Here is a 16,295-nt window from a genome sequence, read left to right as displayed (position 1 = left end):
GAGGCCGCGATGACACCCGAAAGCGTCATGACCCTGGGCCGCCACGCGATGGAGGTCACCCTGATGATCGCCGCGCCGATGTTGCTGGTGGCGCTGATCATCGGCCTGGTCGTCAGCATCTTCCAGGCCGCCACGCAAATCAACGAGGCCACCCTGTCGTTCATCCCCAAGCTGGTCGGCATCTTTGTCGCGCTGGTCGTGGCCGGCCCGTGGATGTTGTCGGTCATGCTCGACTATATGCGCGAGGTATTCGGCGGCATTCCCAACCTTGTTGGCTAAATGCTATTAGTTCCGAAAAGAAATGTAACTGCGGGTAACAGACCCTCATGATTACCATCGCCAGTGCCGATATCAACATGTGGATCGCAGGATTGCTGTGGCCGCTCACGCGCATCCTCGGCCTGCTGGCGGCCGCCCCGCTGTTCGGCAACAAGGCGGTGCCGGCCAGCGTCAAGGTGATGCTGGGGGTGATGCTGGCGGCGATCGTGGCGCCGGCCGTGCCGGCGCTGCCGGCGACCGATCCGATGTCGCTGGCCGGGCTGCTGATCCTGGCGCAGGAGATGCTGATCGGGCTGGCGATGGGTTTCAGCATCCGCATCATCTTCGCCGCCGTGGAAATGGCGGGGGAAATCTCCAGCCTGACGATGGGCCTGGGCTTCGCGACGTTCTTCGATCCGAACACGCAGGGGCGCTCGTCGGCGATCAGCCAGTTCCTGGCGCTGGTGGCGACCCTCGGTTTCCTGTCGGTCAACGCCCACCTGGTGCTGCTGTCGGCGCTGGTGGAGAGTTTTTCGTCGCTGCCGGTGTCGGCCACGCCGATCTACAGCGGCGGCTTCAAGCAGCTGGCCGATTGGGGCGGACGGATCTTCAGCACCGGGGTGCAGCTGTCGCTGCCGATCGTGGCGGCGTTGTTGATCACCAACGTCGCGCTGGGGATCCTGACGCGCGCGGCGCCGGCGTTGAATTTGTTCGGGATCGGTTTTCCGATCACCTTAGGTGTGGGTTTGCTGGTGGTCGCCATGACACTGCCGTACTTGGCGACGCCGGTACAAAACCTGTTTTTGGATGGCATTGAACGGGCGCGGCTGATGCCGCGCACCTGGTCCCAGCGGCCCCCTCCCGTCGCCCCGGCAAGCTTGCCGGATCGACAACCGGGCCCGGCGCCATAGCGAGGTTCAATCGCCTTTCGTCAGTATTTGGTTTCCATATGGAAATTTAGTGCGTATCATGGAAACTCCCCGGGAGACCCAGCAATGACTTCGATTATCACAGGCTTTACCACAGACGCGATCGCCAGCATGTCGACGACCATGATCGCCAGCCTGTCGACCGAAGACTTGGCCGCCTTCAGTTCCGACCAGTTTTCCGTGCTGAGCACGGCGCAATTGCGCGCCATCGGCACCCGCCAGCTGGGCTTCCTGAGCGCAGACGGCCTGGCCGGGCTGACCACCGACCAGGTGCCGGCGCTGTCGCTGCCGCAGGTGGCCGCGCTGACCACGCTCCAGATCGCCCTGCTGAGCACCGACCAGTTGGTTGCACTGAGCACGCGCGAAATGACCGCCCTCGGCAGCCGCCAGCTCAACGTCCTCAACCACCTGCAGGTGGCCGCGCTCGAGACCGACGACCTGCGCGCGCTGCAAACCCTGCAGATCGCCACTTTGGGCTCGAACCAGGTCGCCTCGCTGACCACCGACCAACTCAACGCGCTGGCCACGCGCCAGCTGGTGGCGCTGAGCACGGGCGCGATCCAGGCGCTGGGCGCCGATCAGTTGACCTCGCTGGCGACGGCCGCCATGGCGCACCTGACCACCCAGCAGATCAACGCGCTGACGGCCGAGCAACTGGCGCTGGTCACGACCGACCAGATCGCCGGCCTGGGCACCGCCCAGGTGGTGTCGCTGACCACCGCGATGGTCGCCCAGCTGACCACCGGCCAGGTGGCCGCGCTCGAGACGCGCGACCTGGCGCGGATGACCAGCGGCCAGATCCGTGCCCTCAACAACGAACAATTGGCGGCCTTGACCACCGACCAGATGGTCGCGCTCAGCAGCGCCAACCTGGCCGCGCTGCTGCCCGATCAGCTGGCCGCGCTCAGCACCGACCAGATCGCCGCGCTCAAGAGCCTGGCGCCGCTGGGCACCTTGCAGATGGCGGCGCTCACCACCGACCAGATCGTTTCGCTGGAAACGCGCGACCTGGTCAACCTGACCAGCACCCAGCTGGCGGCGCTGACCGCCGAGCAGGCGCAGGCGCTGACGGCGGCCCAGATCGTCGACCTGACGGTTGCCCAGTACCGCGGCCTGTCGACCGCCATGCTCAATGCGCTCACCAGCGCCCAGATCGGCCAGATCGAAACGCGCGACATCGCCGCGCTGCAATCGGCGCAGGTGGCCCGCCTGTCGACCGACCAGATCGTCGCCCTCAGCTCCGACCAGTTCGGCGCGTTGGCCAGCGCCGCCGTCGCCGCCCTCGACACCGACCAGATCGGCGTGCTCACCAGCGACCAGGTCAATGCGCTGTCGAGCCTGGACATGCTGTCGAGCGCGCAGATCACCGGCGTCACCACCGGGCAGCTGGCGTCGCTGACCACGCGCAACCTCGGCACGCTCACCAGCGGCCAGCTGCGCGCGCTGTCGGCGGACCAGGCGCAGTCGCTGACGACCGACCAGATCGTCGCGCTGAGCGCGGCGCAGCTGCGCGGCCTGGGCGCGGCCACCCTGGCCACCCTCTCCACCGACCAGATCGCCGCCATCGAAACGCGCGACATCGCCGGCCTCGACACCAGCCAGGTCAACCGGCTCACCAGCGACCAGATCGCCGCGCTGGGCACCGCCCAGGTCGCCGCGCTCGACACCGCCGGCACCGTCGCCCTGTCGACCGACCAGATCGCCGCGCTGTCGACCGACCAGATCGACGCGCTGCGCTTCATCGGCGCGCTGGCCACGCGCCAGGTGCGCGCGCTCACGTCCGACCAGATCGCCAGCATCACGACCCGGGACCTCGGCGCGCTGGCCACCCGCCAGCTCGCCGCCCTCGATGGCGGCCAGGCCGCCGCGCTCACCACCGACCAGATCGTCGCGCTCAACAGCGCGCAACTGGCCGCGCTGGGCACCGAGGCCATCGCCGCGCTCGGCACCGACGCCATCGCCGCCATCGAAACGCGCGACTTCCGCGCGCTGCGCACGGCGCAGGTGGCGCGCCTGACCACCGACCAGATCGTCGCGCTGACCACCGCGCAACTGACCGCGCTGGGCACGGCGGGCATCCGCTCGCTCACCGCCGAGCAACTGGCCGTGCTCAACAGCGACCAGATCGCCGCCCTCAGCGCGCTCACGCCGCTGACCTCGCGCCAGATGACGTCCTTGACGACCGACCAGATCGCCCAGCTCAGCACGGCCGACTTCGCCTCGCTGCAAACCTCGCAGATCGCCGCGCTCAGCGTCGAGCAGGCCGCCGCCATGACCAGCGACCAGGTGCGCACGATGACCACGGCGCAAGTGCGCGCGCTGGGCACCGACCGCATCGCCGCGCTCGGCACGGACCGCATCGCCGCGCTGCGCCTCGACGAGATCGTCGCGCTGAGCACGCGCCAGGTCGCCGCCCTCGGCAGCGACCAGCTCGACGCACTGGGCAGCCGCCAGCTGCGCGCGCTCACCACGGCCGAGCTGGCCGCGCTGACGGCCGACCAGATCGCCAGCCTGGACGACGACCAGATCGACGCGCTGGCCACCCTGGCCGCGCTGACGACGCGCCAACTGGGCGCGTTCAGCACCGACCAGCTGTCGCACCTGAACCTGGCCGACCTGCACACGCTGCGCTCGAACCAGATCGCCGCCCTCAACAGCGACCAGCTGATCGCGCTCACCACCGACCAGATCGCCGGCCTGGCCACCGCCCAGGTGCGCGGCGTGTCGACCGCCAACATCGGCCTGTTGACCACCGACCAGATCGTCGCGCTCAGCAACACTGTGCTGGCCAGCCTGTCGACGCGGCAAGTGGCCGCGCTGTCGACCGACCAAGTGGCGTCGTTGACCACCAACCAGATCACCGTGCTGACCACGCAGGAGATCGCCGCGCTGACGGCCGAGCAGAAGGCCGCCCTCACCAGCGACCAGCTGGGCGCGCTGTCGTCGCTGGCAAGCTTCTCGACCGCCGCCATCGCCGCGCTCACCACCAACCAGATCGCCTCGCTGTCGCTGGGCATCCTGGCCAGCCTGACGACGCGCCAGATCGCCGCCCTCACCACCGACCAGATCGGCGCGCTGAGCACCAACGCCGTGGTCGCGCTGAGCACCGCGCAAATCCGCGCGCTGGGCTCGGAACAGATCGCCGCGCTGACCTCCGACCAGGTGCCGGCCATCGAGCTGGCCGACGTGCTGGCGCTGTCGACGCGGCAAATCGCCGCGCTGACCACCGACCAGCTGGGCCGGCTGACCAACGCCCAGTTCGCCACGTTGACGACGCAGCAGATCGCCGCGCTGACCACGCGCCAGATCGCCGCCCTCACCACCGGGCAGGTGGCCGGCTTCGCCGACCTGGCGCCGCTGACCAGCCGCCAGATCGGCGCCCTGACCACCGACCAGATCGCCAGCCTGGCGCTGGACAAGATCGCCACCTTGCGCACCAACCAGATCGCCGGCCTGACCAGCATCCAGGTGGGCGCCTTGACAACCGACCAGATTGTCGCGCTGAGCACGGCGCAGGTGCGCAGCCTCAACGCCGCCACCCTGGCCGCGCTGTCGACCGACCAGGTGGCCGCGATCGAGGCGGTCGATGTCGCCGCGCTCGGCACCCACCAGATCGTCACCCTCACCAGCGACCAGCTGGCCGCGCTCACCGCCGCCCAGTTCGCCGCGCTGAGCACGCGCACCATGGCCAGCCTGACGAGCGCCCAGGTGGCCGCGCTGTCGACCGCCCAGCTGGGCAGCCTGGCGTCGCTGGCGCCGCTGACCACCTTGCAGATCCGGGCCCTGAGCAGCACCCAGATCGACAGCCTGGGGCTGGGCCAGATCGCCACCTTGAACACGCGCCAGCTCAACGCGCTGGCCAGCGCCCAGTTGCAGGCGCTGAGCACCAACCAGATCGTCGCGCTCGAGACGCGCCAGGTGCGCGGTCTGGCCACGGCCGCGCTGGTGGCGTTGACGACCGAGCAGATCGCCGCGATCGAACTGGCCGACATCGCCGTGCTGCGGACCGACCAGGTCGCCTCGCTGACGACCGACCAGGTATCGGCGCTGACCCTGGCCCAGCTGTCGAGCATGACCAGCCAGGAGATCGGCGCGCTCACCCCGCGCCAGATCGCCGTGCTGACCCAGGCGCAGTTCGCCGCGCTGGGCAGCCTGGCCAGCCTGAGCACGCGCCAGATCGCCGGCCTGTCGAGCGACCAGATCCTCGCGCTCACGCCGGAGCAGTTCGCCGCGCTGCGCACCGCCCAGATCGCCGCGTTCACCACCGGCCAGATCCAGTTCTTCACCACCGACCAGATCCCGGCGCTGACCACCGCGCAAGTCCGGGCCTTGTCGAACGCGGCCATCGCGGCGCTGACCACCGGCCAGATCGCCGCGCTGGCCGGCGACGACCTGGCCGCGCTCAAGACCAGCCAGCTTGTGGTGCTGGGCAGCGACCAATTGGCGGCGCTCTCGGCCGACCAGTACAACGCCCTCACCAGCAGCGAAATCTCGGCGCTGACCACACGCCAGATCGGCTACCTGACGTCCGGCCAGCTGGCCGCGCTGTCGAGCCTGAAGCCGCTGACGAGCGTGCAGATCGCCGCCCTCAGCACCGACCAGCTCGGCGCGATGTCGGCCGACCGCTTCGCCACCCTGGGCACGCGCCAGCTGGCCGCGCTCACCAAGAACCAGGCCGGCGGCCTGACCGCCGCCCAGCTGATCGGTTTGTCGACCGGGCAGATCCGCGCCATCGCCACCGCCCTGCTGTCGCGCCTGGACCCGGCCCTGATCGCCCAGATCGAGGTGGAGGACCTGGCCGCCTTCACCAGCGCGCAGCTGCGCTCGCTCACGACCGACCAGGTCGTCGCGCTGACCCTGGACCAGTTGCACGCCCTCAGCAGCGCCGACATCGCCGCCTTCTCGCAGACCCAGCTCGAAGCGATGACGCCCGACCAGGCCTCCGCGCTGGGCAACCTGGGCGACTACACGACCGCGCAGATCGCCGCCATGTCGACGGCGCGCATCGCCGCGCTGACCGCGTCCGACATCGAAGTGCTGAACTCGCGCCAGATCGGCGCGCTGCAGACCGCGCAGATCGCCGTGTTCAGCGACGCCCAACTGGTCGCGCTGAGCGCGGCCCAGGTCGGCGCGCTGAGCCTGCCCGTGCTGCGGGCGCTGACCCTGGCGCAGATCGCCGCCATCGAGGCGGCCGACATCCCGGGCCTGAAGACGGCCCAGCTCCAGGCGCTCTCCACCGACCAGCTGCTGGCGTTGACGGCCGAGCAGGTCGGCGCGCTGTCGAGCCAGGGCGTGGCCAGCCTCACGGCGCAGCAGGTGGCCGCGCTGAGCGCCGACCAGTTGCGCGCGCTCACCAATCTGCGCGCGCTGACCACCGCCCAGGTGCGGGCGCTGACCGGCGACCAGCTGCAAGCGCTGCTGCCCGACCAGATCGCCAGCCTGCGCACCGCGCAAATCGCCGCGCTGAGCACCAGCCAGGCGGCGCAGCTGACCACCGACCAGATCGTCGCGCTGACCACCGCCGAGCTGCTGGCGCTGAGCACGCGCGCGCTGGCCGCGCTCACGGCCGAACAGATCGCCGCGATCGAGCTGGGCGACATCGCCGCGCTGCGCTCGACGCAATTGATGTCGCTCACGACCGATCAGATCGTCGCCCTCGGCCTCGAACAGATCGGCGCCATCACCACCGGCGCGCTCGGCGCGCTGACGGCCAACCAGGTGCGCGCGCTGAGCGTCGACCAGATCGTCGCCCTGAGCGCGGCGCAGGCGGCGGCGCTGTCGACGCGCGCGATTGCCACGCTCAGCGCCGACCAGTTCGTCGCGCTCGAGCCGGGCGACCTGGCCGCGCTCAAGACCGCCCAGATCCGCGCGCTGACCTCGGCCGCGATCGGCAACATGACCAGCGACCAGTTGCTGGCGCTGACGGCGATCCAGGTGGCCGCGCTCAGCGAGACCCAGCTGGACTACCTCACCCCTGCGCAGTTCGTGCTGCTCGACCTGCTCGGCTCGTTCAGCACGGCGCAGGTGGCCGCGCTGGGCACCGACCGCATCCAGGCGCTCAGCGACACCCAGCTCGGCGCGCTGACCAGCCGCCAGGTGGGCGCGCTCACCAGCCGCCAGGTGCAGGCGCTGACCACCCACCAGATCCAGGCGCTGTCGCTGAACCAGTGGCGCGCGCTCGGCACTTCCGCGCTGCGCGGCCTGTCCAGCGCGCAGATCGCCGCGATGGAGATCGAAGACCTGTCGGGCCTGCGCCCGGGCCAGTTCTCGGCCCTGTCGACCTTGCAGATTTCGCAGCTGAGCGTCGACCAGTTCGGCACGCTGTCGACCGCCGAACTGGCGGCGCTGACGGCGGCCCAAATGAAGGCGGTATCGAACGCGCAGCTGGCCGGCCTGACCAGCCTGTCGGCCTTCAATACCACCCAAGTGGCCGCGCTGACCACCGGCCAGCTGGCCGCGCTGGGTATGGACCAGCTCGCCACATTGCGCGCCGCCCAGGTCGCCGCGCTGACGCTGGCGCAGATGCGCGGCATCACCACCGGCCAGCTGGCCGCGCTGAGCACGGCCCAGGTGCGCGCCATCAACCTGGCGGCGCTGGCGGGCCTCAGCTCCGGCCAGATCGCCAGCATCGAGCTCGAAGACATCGGCGCGCTCAGCGACGCCCAGGTCGACGCCTTGACCAAGCCGCAGATCGCCGCGCTCACCCTGGAGCAGGTCGCCACCCTGAACACCTCGCAGATCGAGGCCATCAGTGTGGCCGACATCGGCGCGCTGTCGACCGGCCAGATCAACAGCCTGCGCACCCTGGGCGCGCTCAACGGCGGCCAGGTGGCGGCACTGACCACGCAGCAGGTCGGCGCCATCGACGGCGACCACTTCGCTACCTTGCGCTCGGCGCAGCTCAACGGCCTGAGCGTGGCCCAGGTGGCGCAACTGAACGCCGGCCAGCTCGGCGCGCTGAGCACCCGGCAACTGCCGGGCCTGAATCTGGTGGCCCTAAGCACGCTTCAAATCGGCGCGCTGAACCTGGCCGCCGTCGCCGGCCTGAACTCGGCGCAACTGAGTTCGCTCAAAACCAACCAGCTGGGCGCGCTCACGATCGAGCAGTTCACGGCGCTGACGACGCGCACCCTGGCCGGGCTGGACGTGACCAAGATCCGCGGCCTGACGACCAGCCAGCTCGGCTCGCTCACTTCGCTCAACACCTTCACCGCCGGCCAGATGACCGGCTTCACGTCGGCGCAGATCGCCGGCCTGGGCGCCGAGATGATCGGCAACCTGCGCACCAACCAATTGGCCGCGCTGGGCGCGGCGCAGGCGCTGGGCATGACCACCGCCCAGATCGCCAACCTGGACGCGCCGCAAGTCGTGGCGCTGAACGCGGCGGTGTTCAACGCCTTGAACTCGGACCAGATCCAGATGCTCGACGCCAACGACATCGTGGCGCTGCGGACGGCGCAGGTGGCCGCGCTGTCGGCCGCCACCATCGTCAACCTCAGCGCCAACCAGGTCGCCGCGTTCACCACGGCGCAGGTGCGCTCGCTCAAGGCGGTGCAAATCGCCGCGCTCACGTCCGACCAGCTCGCCGCGCTGACGATGGCCGAGCTGTCGGCCTTCACGATGGCGCAGGCCGGCGCGTTCAGCGCCGACCAGCTCGCCGCGCTGAGCGACGAGCAGCGCGCGGCGTTGCTGACCAGTCCGCTGATCCTCGACCTCGACGGCAACGGCGTGCGCACCCTGGCGCTGGAGGCCGGCGTGCGCTTCGACCTGCACGCCGACGGCGAACGGGTCGCCACCGGCTGGGTCGGCCAGGGCGACGGCCTGCTCGCGCTGGACCGCAACCATGACGGCACCATCAACGATGGCGGCGAGCTGTTCGGAACCAGCACCAGCAGCTCCAGCACCGGCGCCGGCGCCGGCAAGGCCCGCGACGGCTTCGCCGCGCTCGCCGAGCTCGACGCCAACGGCGACGGCGTGGTCGACGCACAGGACGCGCAATTCGGCGCCCTGCGCGTGTGGGTCGACGCCAACGCGGACGGCGTCAGCCAGGGCGGCGAGTTGCTGACCCTGGACGCGCTGGGCATTGCCGGCCTGAACGTCGGCGCCACCAAGACCAGCGAGCTCGACAACGGCAACTGGATCGGGCTGCGCTCCAGCTACACCACCACCGACGGCGGTGTCCACCAGGTGGCGGACGTCTGGTTCCGGGCCGACCATTCGACCCGGCCGGGCACGCCGGTGGGCGCCCAGGTCAGCGCGCTGGCGCAGGCGCTGGGCGGTTACGCGCAGGCGCAAGCCACGCCGGACACCACGGGCGCCCGGTTGACCGTGCCGGCCCTCACGGCGGCCTCGGCCGGCGTGGCGGCCACGTCAGGTACGCTGGGCGGCAACGTCGCCGCCCTGGGCGAGCAGATGCGGCAATACCACGCCGGCACCGGCTTGAGCGGCGGCGCCACGGCCCACACCGACGAGTGGTTCCGCAAGCAGGCGCCGACGGGCATGCTGGCCGCCAAGTAAGCGGCGCGGTCGACGAAAACGGCAAGCGCCATGCTTGCCGTTTTTTTTTTTGCGCCGTCCGTTTGTGCTTTGCAATTTACACAATGTCGTTTCCTTCGTAGACTAGCGTCGATACCTCTACCGGTCGATCCAGCATGCCCACGCGAAAACTCAAGATCGGCGCCAAAACCGTCCAGCTGGACGCGCGCCCGGACCGGCTCGACCTGCGCGACCGTCCCTACGCGCCGCCGATCGCCGCGCTGCCGCCGCGCTGGCCCGCCGACACGGCACTGCGCAAGCTGCTGCCGGCGTATATCAGGCAAGGCCTGGTGCTGGACCAGAAAAAGCACGGCGCCTGCACCGGCTACGGCCTGGCGGCCACCGTCAATTTCCTGCTGTGGACCAGCGCTAAAAACAAAAAGGAGGTCGCGGGGGTCAGCCCGCACATGCTGTACGACCTGGCGCGCTTCTACGACGAATGGCCGGGCGAGGATTACGACGGCTCGAGCTGCCGTGGCGCCATGAAGGGGTGGAACAAGCATGGCAGCTGCGCCGGCGCGCTGTGGACCCGTAGCGTGCACGCCGACGGTACAAGGGCCTACCGCCCCGCCGCCGACTGGGCGCGCGACGCGCTGGCGCGGCCGCTGGGCACCTATTACCGGGTCGACAGCGCCTCGCTGACCGATATGCAGGCGGCCATCCACGAGATCGGCGCCATCTATGTGTCGGCCGCCGTGCACGACGGCTGGGCGCTCGACGCCAGCGCCCCGCAAGCGTCGGACCGGGGCCACGACGCCCTGCCCGGCATCGCCTGGCGCGAGGGCGCCGAAGCGACCGGCGGCCATGCCTTCGCGCTGGTCGGCTACAACGAGCGCGGCTTTGTGGTGCAGAATTCCTGGGGCACGGACTGGGGCGCGGGCGGCTTTGCGGTGCTGGGCTATCCGGACTGGCTCGCCAACGGCACCGACGCCTGGGTCGCCGCGCTGGGCGTGCCGCAGGCGGAACAGGCGCTGCCGCCGTCGCGCGCGCGGCGCATCGGCCACTCGCTGGTGTCGGGCGACCTCCATCCACGCACGGCTGCGGCCCCGGCGGCGGCCACCCCGTGGACCACCGAGGCCGCCTACGAACACGCGCTGGTGGCCGGCAACAACGGCGCGGTGCGCATCGGCCGTCCCGACATCGGCCGCGCCGAGGACCTGGTCGAGCGGGTGGCGCTGGAGAACATCGACCGCTGGCTGCGCGGCGCCGGCGCCGCCGGGAAGAAAGTCGTGATCTACGCCCACGGCGGCCTCAACAAGGAGGAAGACGCGCTCCGGCGCATCCGCGTCATGGGCCCCTACTTCCTGGCCAACGGCGTCTATCCGCTGTTCTACACCTGGCGCACCGGCATCCTCGACACCTTGGCCGGCGCGCTGGACGACGCGCTCGGCATCGTACCCGGCCAGGCCCAGGTTCGTGGCCTGGCCGGCGGCCTGGTGGCCGAGGCCCGCGACAAGCTGCTGGAGGCGGCCGCCCACAACATCAAGTGGTCGTGGAACGAGATGAAGGCCAACGCCGCCGAGGCCGCGCTGGCCGGCGGCGCGCTGCACCTGCTGGCCGCCGCGCTGCTGCGGCTGCGCGCCGCCCACCCCGGGCTGGAATTGCATCTGGTCGGCCATTCGGCCGGCGCCTTCGTGCACGGCCACCTGCTGGACCTGTGCCAGGCCGCCGGCCTGCCGATCGCGTCGGTCACGCTGTACGCGCCGGCCTGTTCGCTCGACTTCGCGGCGCGCCACTACCAGGCCCGGGTGGCCGACCGGTTCATCGCCGCCGACCGCTTCTGGCTGCACCTGCTGTCGGACGTCAGCGAGCGCGCCGACACGGTCGGGCCGTACGGCAAGTCCTTGCTGTACCTGGTGAGCCGGGGCTTTGAAAACCTGCGCAAGACGCCGCTGGCGGGCCTGCAGCGCCTGTTATACCCGGGTGCCAACCAGCGCGACGACGATCTGTGGAAACCGGCCGACTGGCCGCAAGTGAAGGCGTGGCGCGCGTGGGTGGCGGCGCTGCCGCGGCAGGCCGACGGCGCCGCCGCGTGCGAAGTGACGAGCGACCGCATCCGGGTCTCGGCGACGCGCACCGAGCAGGCCAGCCACGGCGGCTTCGACAACGATATCCGCGTGCTCGGCCGCACCATCAACCGGGTGCTGGGCCGCTCTCCGGCCGCGCCGCTGGCGGTGCCGGTCGCGGACCTGGGGTATGACTAGGTAATATGGCCAGGTAGTATGGCTAGATGACGCGACTAACTGATGTAGTTAAACAGCGACAAGCCAGCCAGGGTCTTGAACGACTTCTGCGCCGCGTCCAGGTTGGTCTGCTGCTGCGTGAACAGCGAGATCGCCTTGACCACGTCGACGTCCTGCAGGCCGGACAAGGTGGTCGCGTATTGCAGGTTCAGGTCGTCGCCCGAGCTGTCGAGGTAATCGAGCTCCTTGAGGCGCGAGCCGACCGCCGACTCGATCGACAGCATATTGTCGTAGGCGTTGTCGACGTTCAGGTGCGCCTGGTTGAGCTTGTTGGTCAGGCTGGCCTGGCCGGCCGGGCCGTCGCCGGGCGCGCGCAAGGCGGCGATGATGTCGGTGACGGTGGTGAACACCGACTGCTTGGTGCTGGGCTCGACGCTAAAGCTGTCGAGATCGGCCGGATCGCCCTTGATATCGAATTGCAAGCCGTCAAAGGTGATGTTCTGGCCGCTGACATACGGCTGCGGCACCGCCGGCACCGGCGTGGCCGGCACCGGCTGGTTCAAGGTCAGGTCGGTGACGGTGTAGGTGGTCACCTTGGGCACGCCCGGCGAGGCCGGCACCACCTGGAAATCGATCTGGTAGCGGTTGCCCGTCAACTGGGTGGCGTCCTTGACCGAACCGCCGCTGATGATGCCGCTGCCGCCGCGGTCCAGGTTGCCGGCCGCCGCGCCGGTGACGAAGGTGCCGTTGCCGGTGGCGTTGTTCTCGTAGACGGACGCGCCCGAATCGCTGATCGGCAAGGTGCGCGTCGAGCCCACCTGCAGCGAGCGCTGCCCCTGGTCGCCCTGGTAGGCCGCGCCGGTGGCCGTTTGCGTGAATGGCAAGGTGGTCGACTTGTAGCCGGCGAACACGAAGCCGCCGACGCCGTCCGAGCTGTTGGCCTGGCCCAGCAGATCCTGCAACCGGCCCTCCAGCTCGACCGCCAGCGATTCGCGGTCTTTTTGCGTCATGCTGCCGTTGCCGGAGTTGACCAGCAAGGTCTTGATGTCCTGCATGATCGTGCCCGAGCTGTGCAGCGCCACCGTTTCCAGCGACAGCATGCTCTTGGCGTTGGCGCGGTTGGTCACCAGCTGGGTGTTGATGCCCTGCGACTGCGTCACTTCCAGCGCGCGCGCGGTGGCGATCGGATCGTCGGCGGCGGTCAGGTTCTTGCGCCCGGTGGACAACTGCGACTGGGTGCGCGCGAGCCCCGCCTGCAGCGAGCTGATTTGCCCGACGCCGACGTCGTAGATGGTCTTGGAACTGATGCGCATGATCATGATGCCACCTCGTTAATATTATTCACTAGCTCAATTACCCAAACTCAAAAGCGTATCGAACAACTGGCTGGCCACCTGCATCACCTTGCCCGACGCCTGATAGGCCTGCTGGTAGCGTAACAGATTCGCCGCCTCCTCATCCAGATTCACGCCGGACACGCTTTGCTGGGCGTTGGTGGCCTGGGCCACGGCGGCATCGGCGGCGGCGCCGCCGATCTGCGCCTCGCGCGCCTTGTTGCCGACATAGTTGACCATCTGCGCATAGGTGGTCTGGAAGTTGGCGTTGCCGTTGTCCATCGTGTTCTTGGTCTGCAGCGCCGCCAGCAAGGCGCCGTTGCGGCTGTCGCCCACGCCGCTGGTGTTGGGGCCGACCGTGAACTTGTCGAGGTCGGCCGGCGTGCCGCTGATGGCCAGGCTGACGCCGCCGAAGCTGATCGCCGCGCCGTCCGTATACGGAATGGTCGGCGTGCCGGCCGGATACACCGTGGCCACGCCGTTGACGGTTACCGTCACGTCCTGCCCGGCCGGGAAGCCCGACAACGAACCGGTGGCCTTGTCGAAGGTCAAGGTCACCGGCGCTGTCAGCGCGTTGCCCGGCGTCAGATAGTTGGCGTCGACGGTGCCGGCCGTGATCTTGGCGTTGCCGGCGTTGGTGGTCGGCGCGGAGGTCGAGATCGGCGCGGCCAGCGCGATCTTGGTGCGGTCCTCGATCAGGACATCGAAATCCTTGGCCGCGTTGTAGGTCGGGCGCACGAGGAAGTTGTCGTTGGCGGCCGGCGTGCCGGTGATGGTGTAGGCGACGCCGTCGATCACCTGCGGCTCGGTCTGCGGGAACGGGTTGATCTGCGTGACCTGGCCGTCGCTCAGGCGCTTGACGCTGAAGTTGGTGCCGTCGAAGTCGACGCTGTAGTCGCTCGCGGTCAAGGCGCTGGCGTCCTTCACCACGGCGCTGACCTCGGCGGTGCTGGTCGGCAGGTTGTTGTTATTGGTGCCGACATAGGCGTTGATCGGGCCGAAGAAGGCGGTGCCGAGGGCGCCGTTCTGGTCCTGGCCCAGCTCGTGCTGGGCGTTGAAGGTGACGGCGATGGCGGCCGCCACCTGGCCCAGCGAATTTTGCGCGCGGTCCATGGCGCCGTTGCGGAACTCCAGCAGGCCGCCCAGCTGGCCGCCGGTCAGCACCCGGTCCGGCAGCGCGCTGAAGCCGCCGTTGTCGGCCAGGTAGCCGACCGTGACGCGCGAGACGTCGGTCGGCGAGGTCGAGGTGCCCAGGGTGAAGGCCTTGTTGCCCACCACCAGCGGCTGGCCGGTGCCCATCTGCACGGTCAGCGAATTGTTGTCGCCCGGGATGACGCTGGTCTTGACCAGCTTGTTCAGTTCGGTCAGCAGCGCGTCGCGGTGGTCCAGCAAGTCGTTGGGCGCCTTGCCGTCGGTGGTCAGCCCCGCAATGGTGTTGTTGAGTTCGGCGATCTGGCGGGCGTAGGAATTGATCTCGCCGACGTTCGAGACGATCTGGCCGTTGACGCCCGAGGCGATCTCCGTCAGGCGCGCGCTCATGCCCTGGAAACGCGCCGCCAGCGACTCGGCGCTCGACAGCATGGCCTGGCGCGACGCGGCCGAGGCCGGATTGGACGTGGCGTCCTGGACGCCGTTGAAGAAGTCCTGCATCGCCGGCGACAGGCCGGCGGTCGGATCGGCCAGCAGGTTGTCGATCTGGCTGATCTGCTTGTTGTACACATCGAGCGAGGCTTGATTCGACTCGGCGTTGCGCAGCTGGGTGGCGAGGAAATTGTCGTAGTAGCGGCGCACGGCCGCCACCTCGGTGCCGGTGCCGACGAAGCCGAAGCCCTTGTCCTGCGTCGGCGTGTCGACCTGGATCGCCACCTGGCGGCTGTAACCAGGCACGCCAGCGTTGGTGATGTTGTTGCCGGTGGTCGCCAGCCCCACCTGCGCTGCCAACAGACCGCTTTTGCCGATGCTGAGAAGACTCATGATGTTTTACTCTATGTTGTTATTGTTAACGGCGGCGCGCCAAAAAACTTGAATCAACCGCTTGAGCGCGCCAGGCCGTCAACGGTCAGCCGGCCAGCGAGCGCTTGATGATGCTGGTCAATTTGGCCGCATACTGCGGGTCGGTGGCGTAGCCGGCCTTCTGCAAGCCCTGGGCGAAGCTGCTGGCGTCGCCGGCGCTGGCGAGCACCTTCTCGTAGCGTGGATTGTTCGACAACAATTTCGCGTAATCCTTGAAGCTGTCGGCGTAGCTGTCGTAGGCGCGGAATTTCTCGACCCGGGTCTGCGGCTTGCCGTTGACGTATTCGGTGGTGGTGGCGTCGACCGTCTTGCCCTTCCAGTCGCCGCCGGCCTTGATGCCGAACAGGTTGTGGCTGTTGGTGCCGTCGCGGCCCTTGATCTCGCGCTTGCCCCAGCCGCTCTCGAGCGCCGCCTGGCCCAGCATGAACTTGGCCGGGATGCCGGTGGCGAGGCTCGCCTCCTCGGCGTGCGACGACAGTTTTTCCTGGAAGCTACGCACGTGCGGCGCCTGCGAACCGCGGTTGCCGATCACCGTGGCCGGCACGGCGCTGTTGTCGTCGACCGACCCCGCCTTGGGGACGACATTGGCGGCGCCGGCGCCGCCGGCCGCCGCGATGGCTTTCTGCAGCTTGGCGTCCATCAGGCTGGCCACGCCGCTGAAACTGCCGGCGTTGGCGCCGCTGGCGCCGTCGGCGGCGCCGCCGGCCGCCAGCGCCTGGGCTTGCGCATCGGCGGTCTTGGTCAACTGGCGGATCAGTACGTCGGACAGGCCGATGCCCTTCTTGGCGATGTTCTGGCTGGTCTGCTGGTCGAGCATGGTGGTGAACATCTTGGTCTGCTCGCTGTTCATCATGCCGTCCTGCGGCGAGGCGTCGCGCATGCTCTTCATCATCATGTTGACGAACATCGCCTCGAACTGGGTGGAGGCGGTTTTCAGCGACTCGGCGCCGCCGGCCTTGGCCGACTGGCGCAGGCCGCCCATGTCCTTGATGTCGAGGGCGAACTTATTGCTGAGGTCGTTGGAGGTCTTGGGACTGGTCATG

At 69.1% G+C, this 16,295-nt stretch carries 7 protein-coding genes; 4 read left to right on the top strand and 3 right to left on the bottom strand.

What is annotated here, in order from left to right; all coding sequences use genetic code 11:
- Positions 1 to 9: 9 nt before the first annotated feature.
- From fliQ to NHH73_08170, 4 genes are all read left to right on the top strand, one after another.
- A complete protein-coding gene (gene fliQ / locus NHH73_08185; protein ID USX28247.1) occupies positions 10 to 279 on the top strand; it encodes a flagellar biosynthesis protein FliQ in 270 nt (89 codons plus the stop codon).
- A gap of 47 nt (positions 280 to 326) precedes the next feature.
- The gene (fliR, locus tag NHH73_08180) at positions 327 to 1,169 is read left to right on the top strand and encodes a flagellar biosynthetic protein FliR (protein ID USX28246.1); all 843 of its coding nucleotides are present in this window, start codon (positions 327 to 329) and stop codon (positions 1,167 to 1,169) included.
- A gap of 84 nt (positions 1,170 to 1,253) precedes the next feature.
- Positions 1,254 to 9,704 (top strand): iron-regulated protein frpC, encoded by an 8,451-nt coding sequence (locus NHH73_08175; protein USX28245.1) that lies wholly within the window; start codon positions 1,254 to 1,256, stop codon positions 9,702 to 9,704.
- A gap of 134 nt (positions 9,705 to 9,838) precedes the next feature.
- A complete protein-coding gene (locus tag NHH73_08170; protein ID USX28244.1) occupies positions 9,839 to 11,926 on the top strand; it encodes a C1 family peptidase in 2,088 nt (695 codons plus the stop codon).
- Between the two features lie 35 nt (positions 11,927 to 11,961).
- On the opposite strand, the gene flgL is transcribed toward NHH73_08170, so the two are convergent.
- From flgL to flgJ, 3 genes are all read right to left on the bottom strand, one after another.
- On the bottom strand, positions 11,962 to 13,224 hold the full coding sequence (flgL, locus tag NHH73_08165) for a flagellar hook-associated protein FlgL (GenBank protein USX28243.1): 1,263 nt from the start codon (positions 13,222 to 13,224) through the stop codon (positions 11,962 to 11,964).
- 30 nt (positions 13,225 to 13,254) lie between these two features.
- On the bottom strand, positions 13,255 to 15,213 hold the full coding sequence (gene flgK, locus NHH73_08160; GenBank protein ID USX28242.1) for a flagellar hook-associated protein FlgK: 1,959 nt from the start codon (positions 15,211 to 15,213) through the stop codon (positions 13,255 to 13,257).
- Between the two features lie 85 nt (positions 15,214 to 15,298).
- Positions 15,299 to 16,294 (bottom strand): flagellar assembly peptidoglycan hydrolase FlgJ, encoded by a 996-nt coding sequence (flgJ, locus tag NHH73_08155; GenBank protein USX28241.1) that lies wholly within the window; start codon positions 16,292 to 16,294, stop codon positions 15,299 to 15,301.
- Between the last annotated feature and the right edge of the window lies 1 nt (position 16,295).

The sequence above is a fragment of the Oxalobacteraceae bacterium OTU3CINTB1 genome (genome assembly GCA_024123955.1).
Lineage (GTDB): Bacteria > Pseudomonadota > Gammaproteobacteria > Burkholderiales > Burkholderiaceae_D > Rugamonas.
The sequence above is the reverse complement of the archived record's forward strand: the minus strand, read 5'-3'. Positions and strand labels throughout refer to the sequence as shown.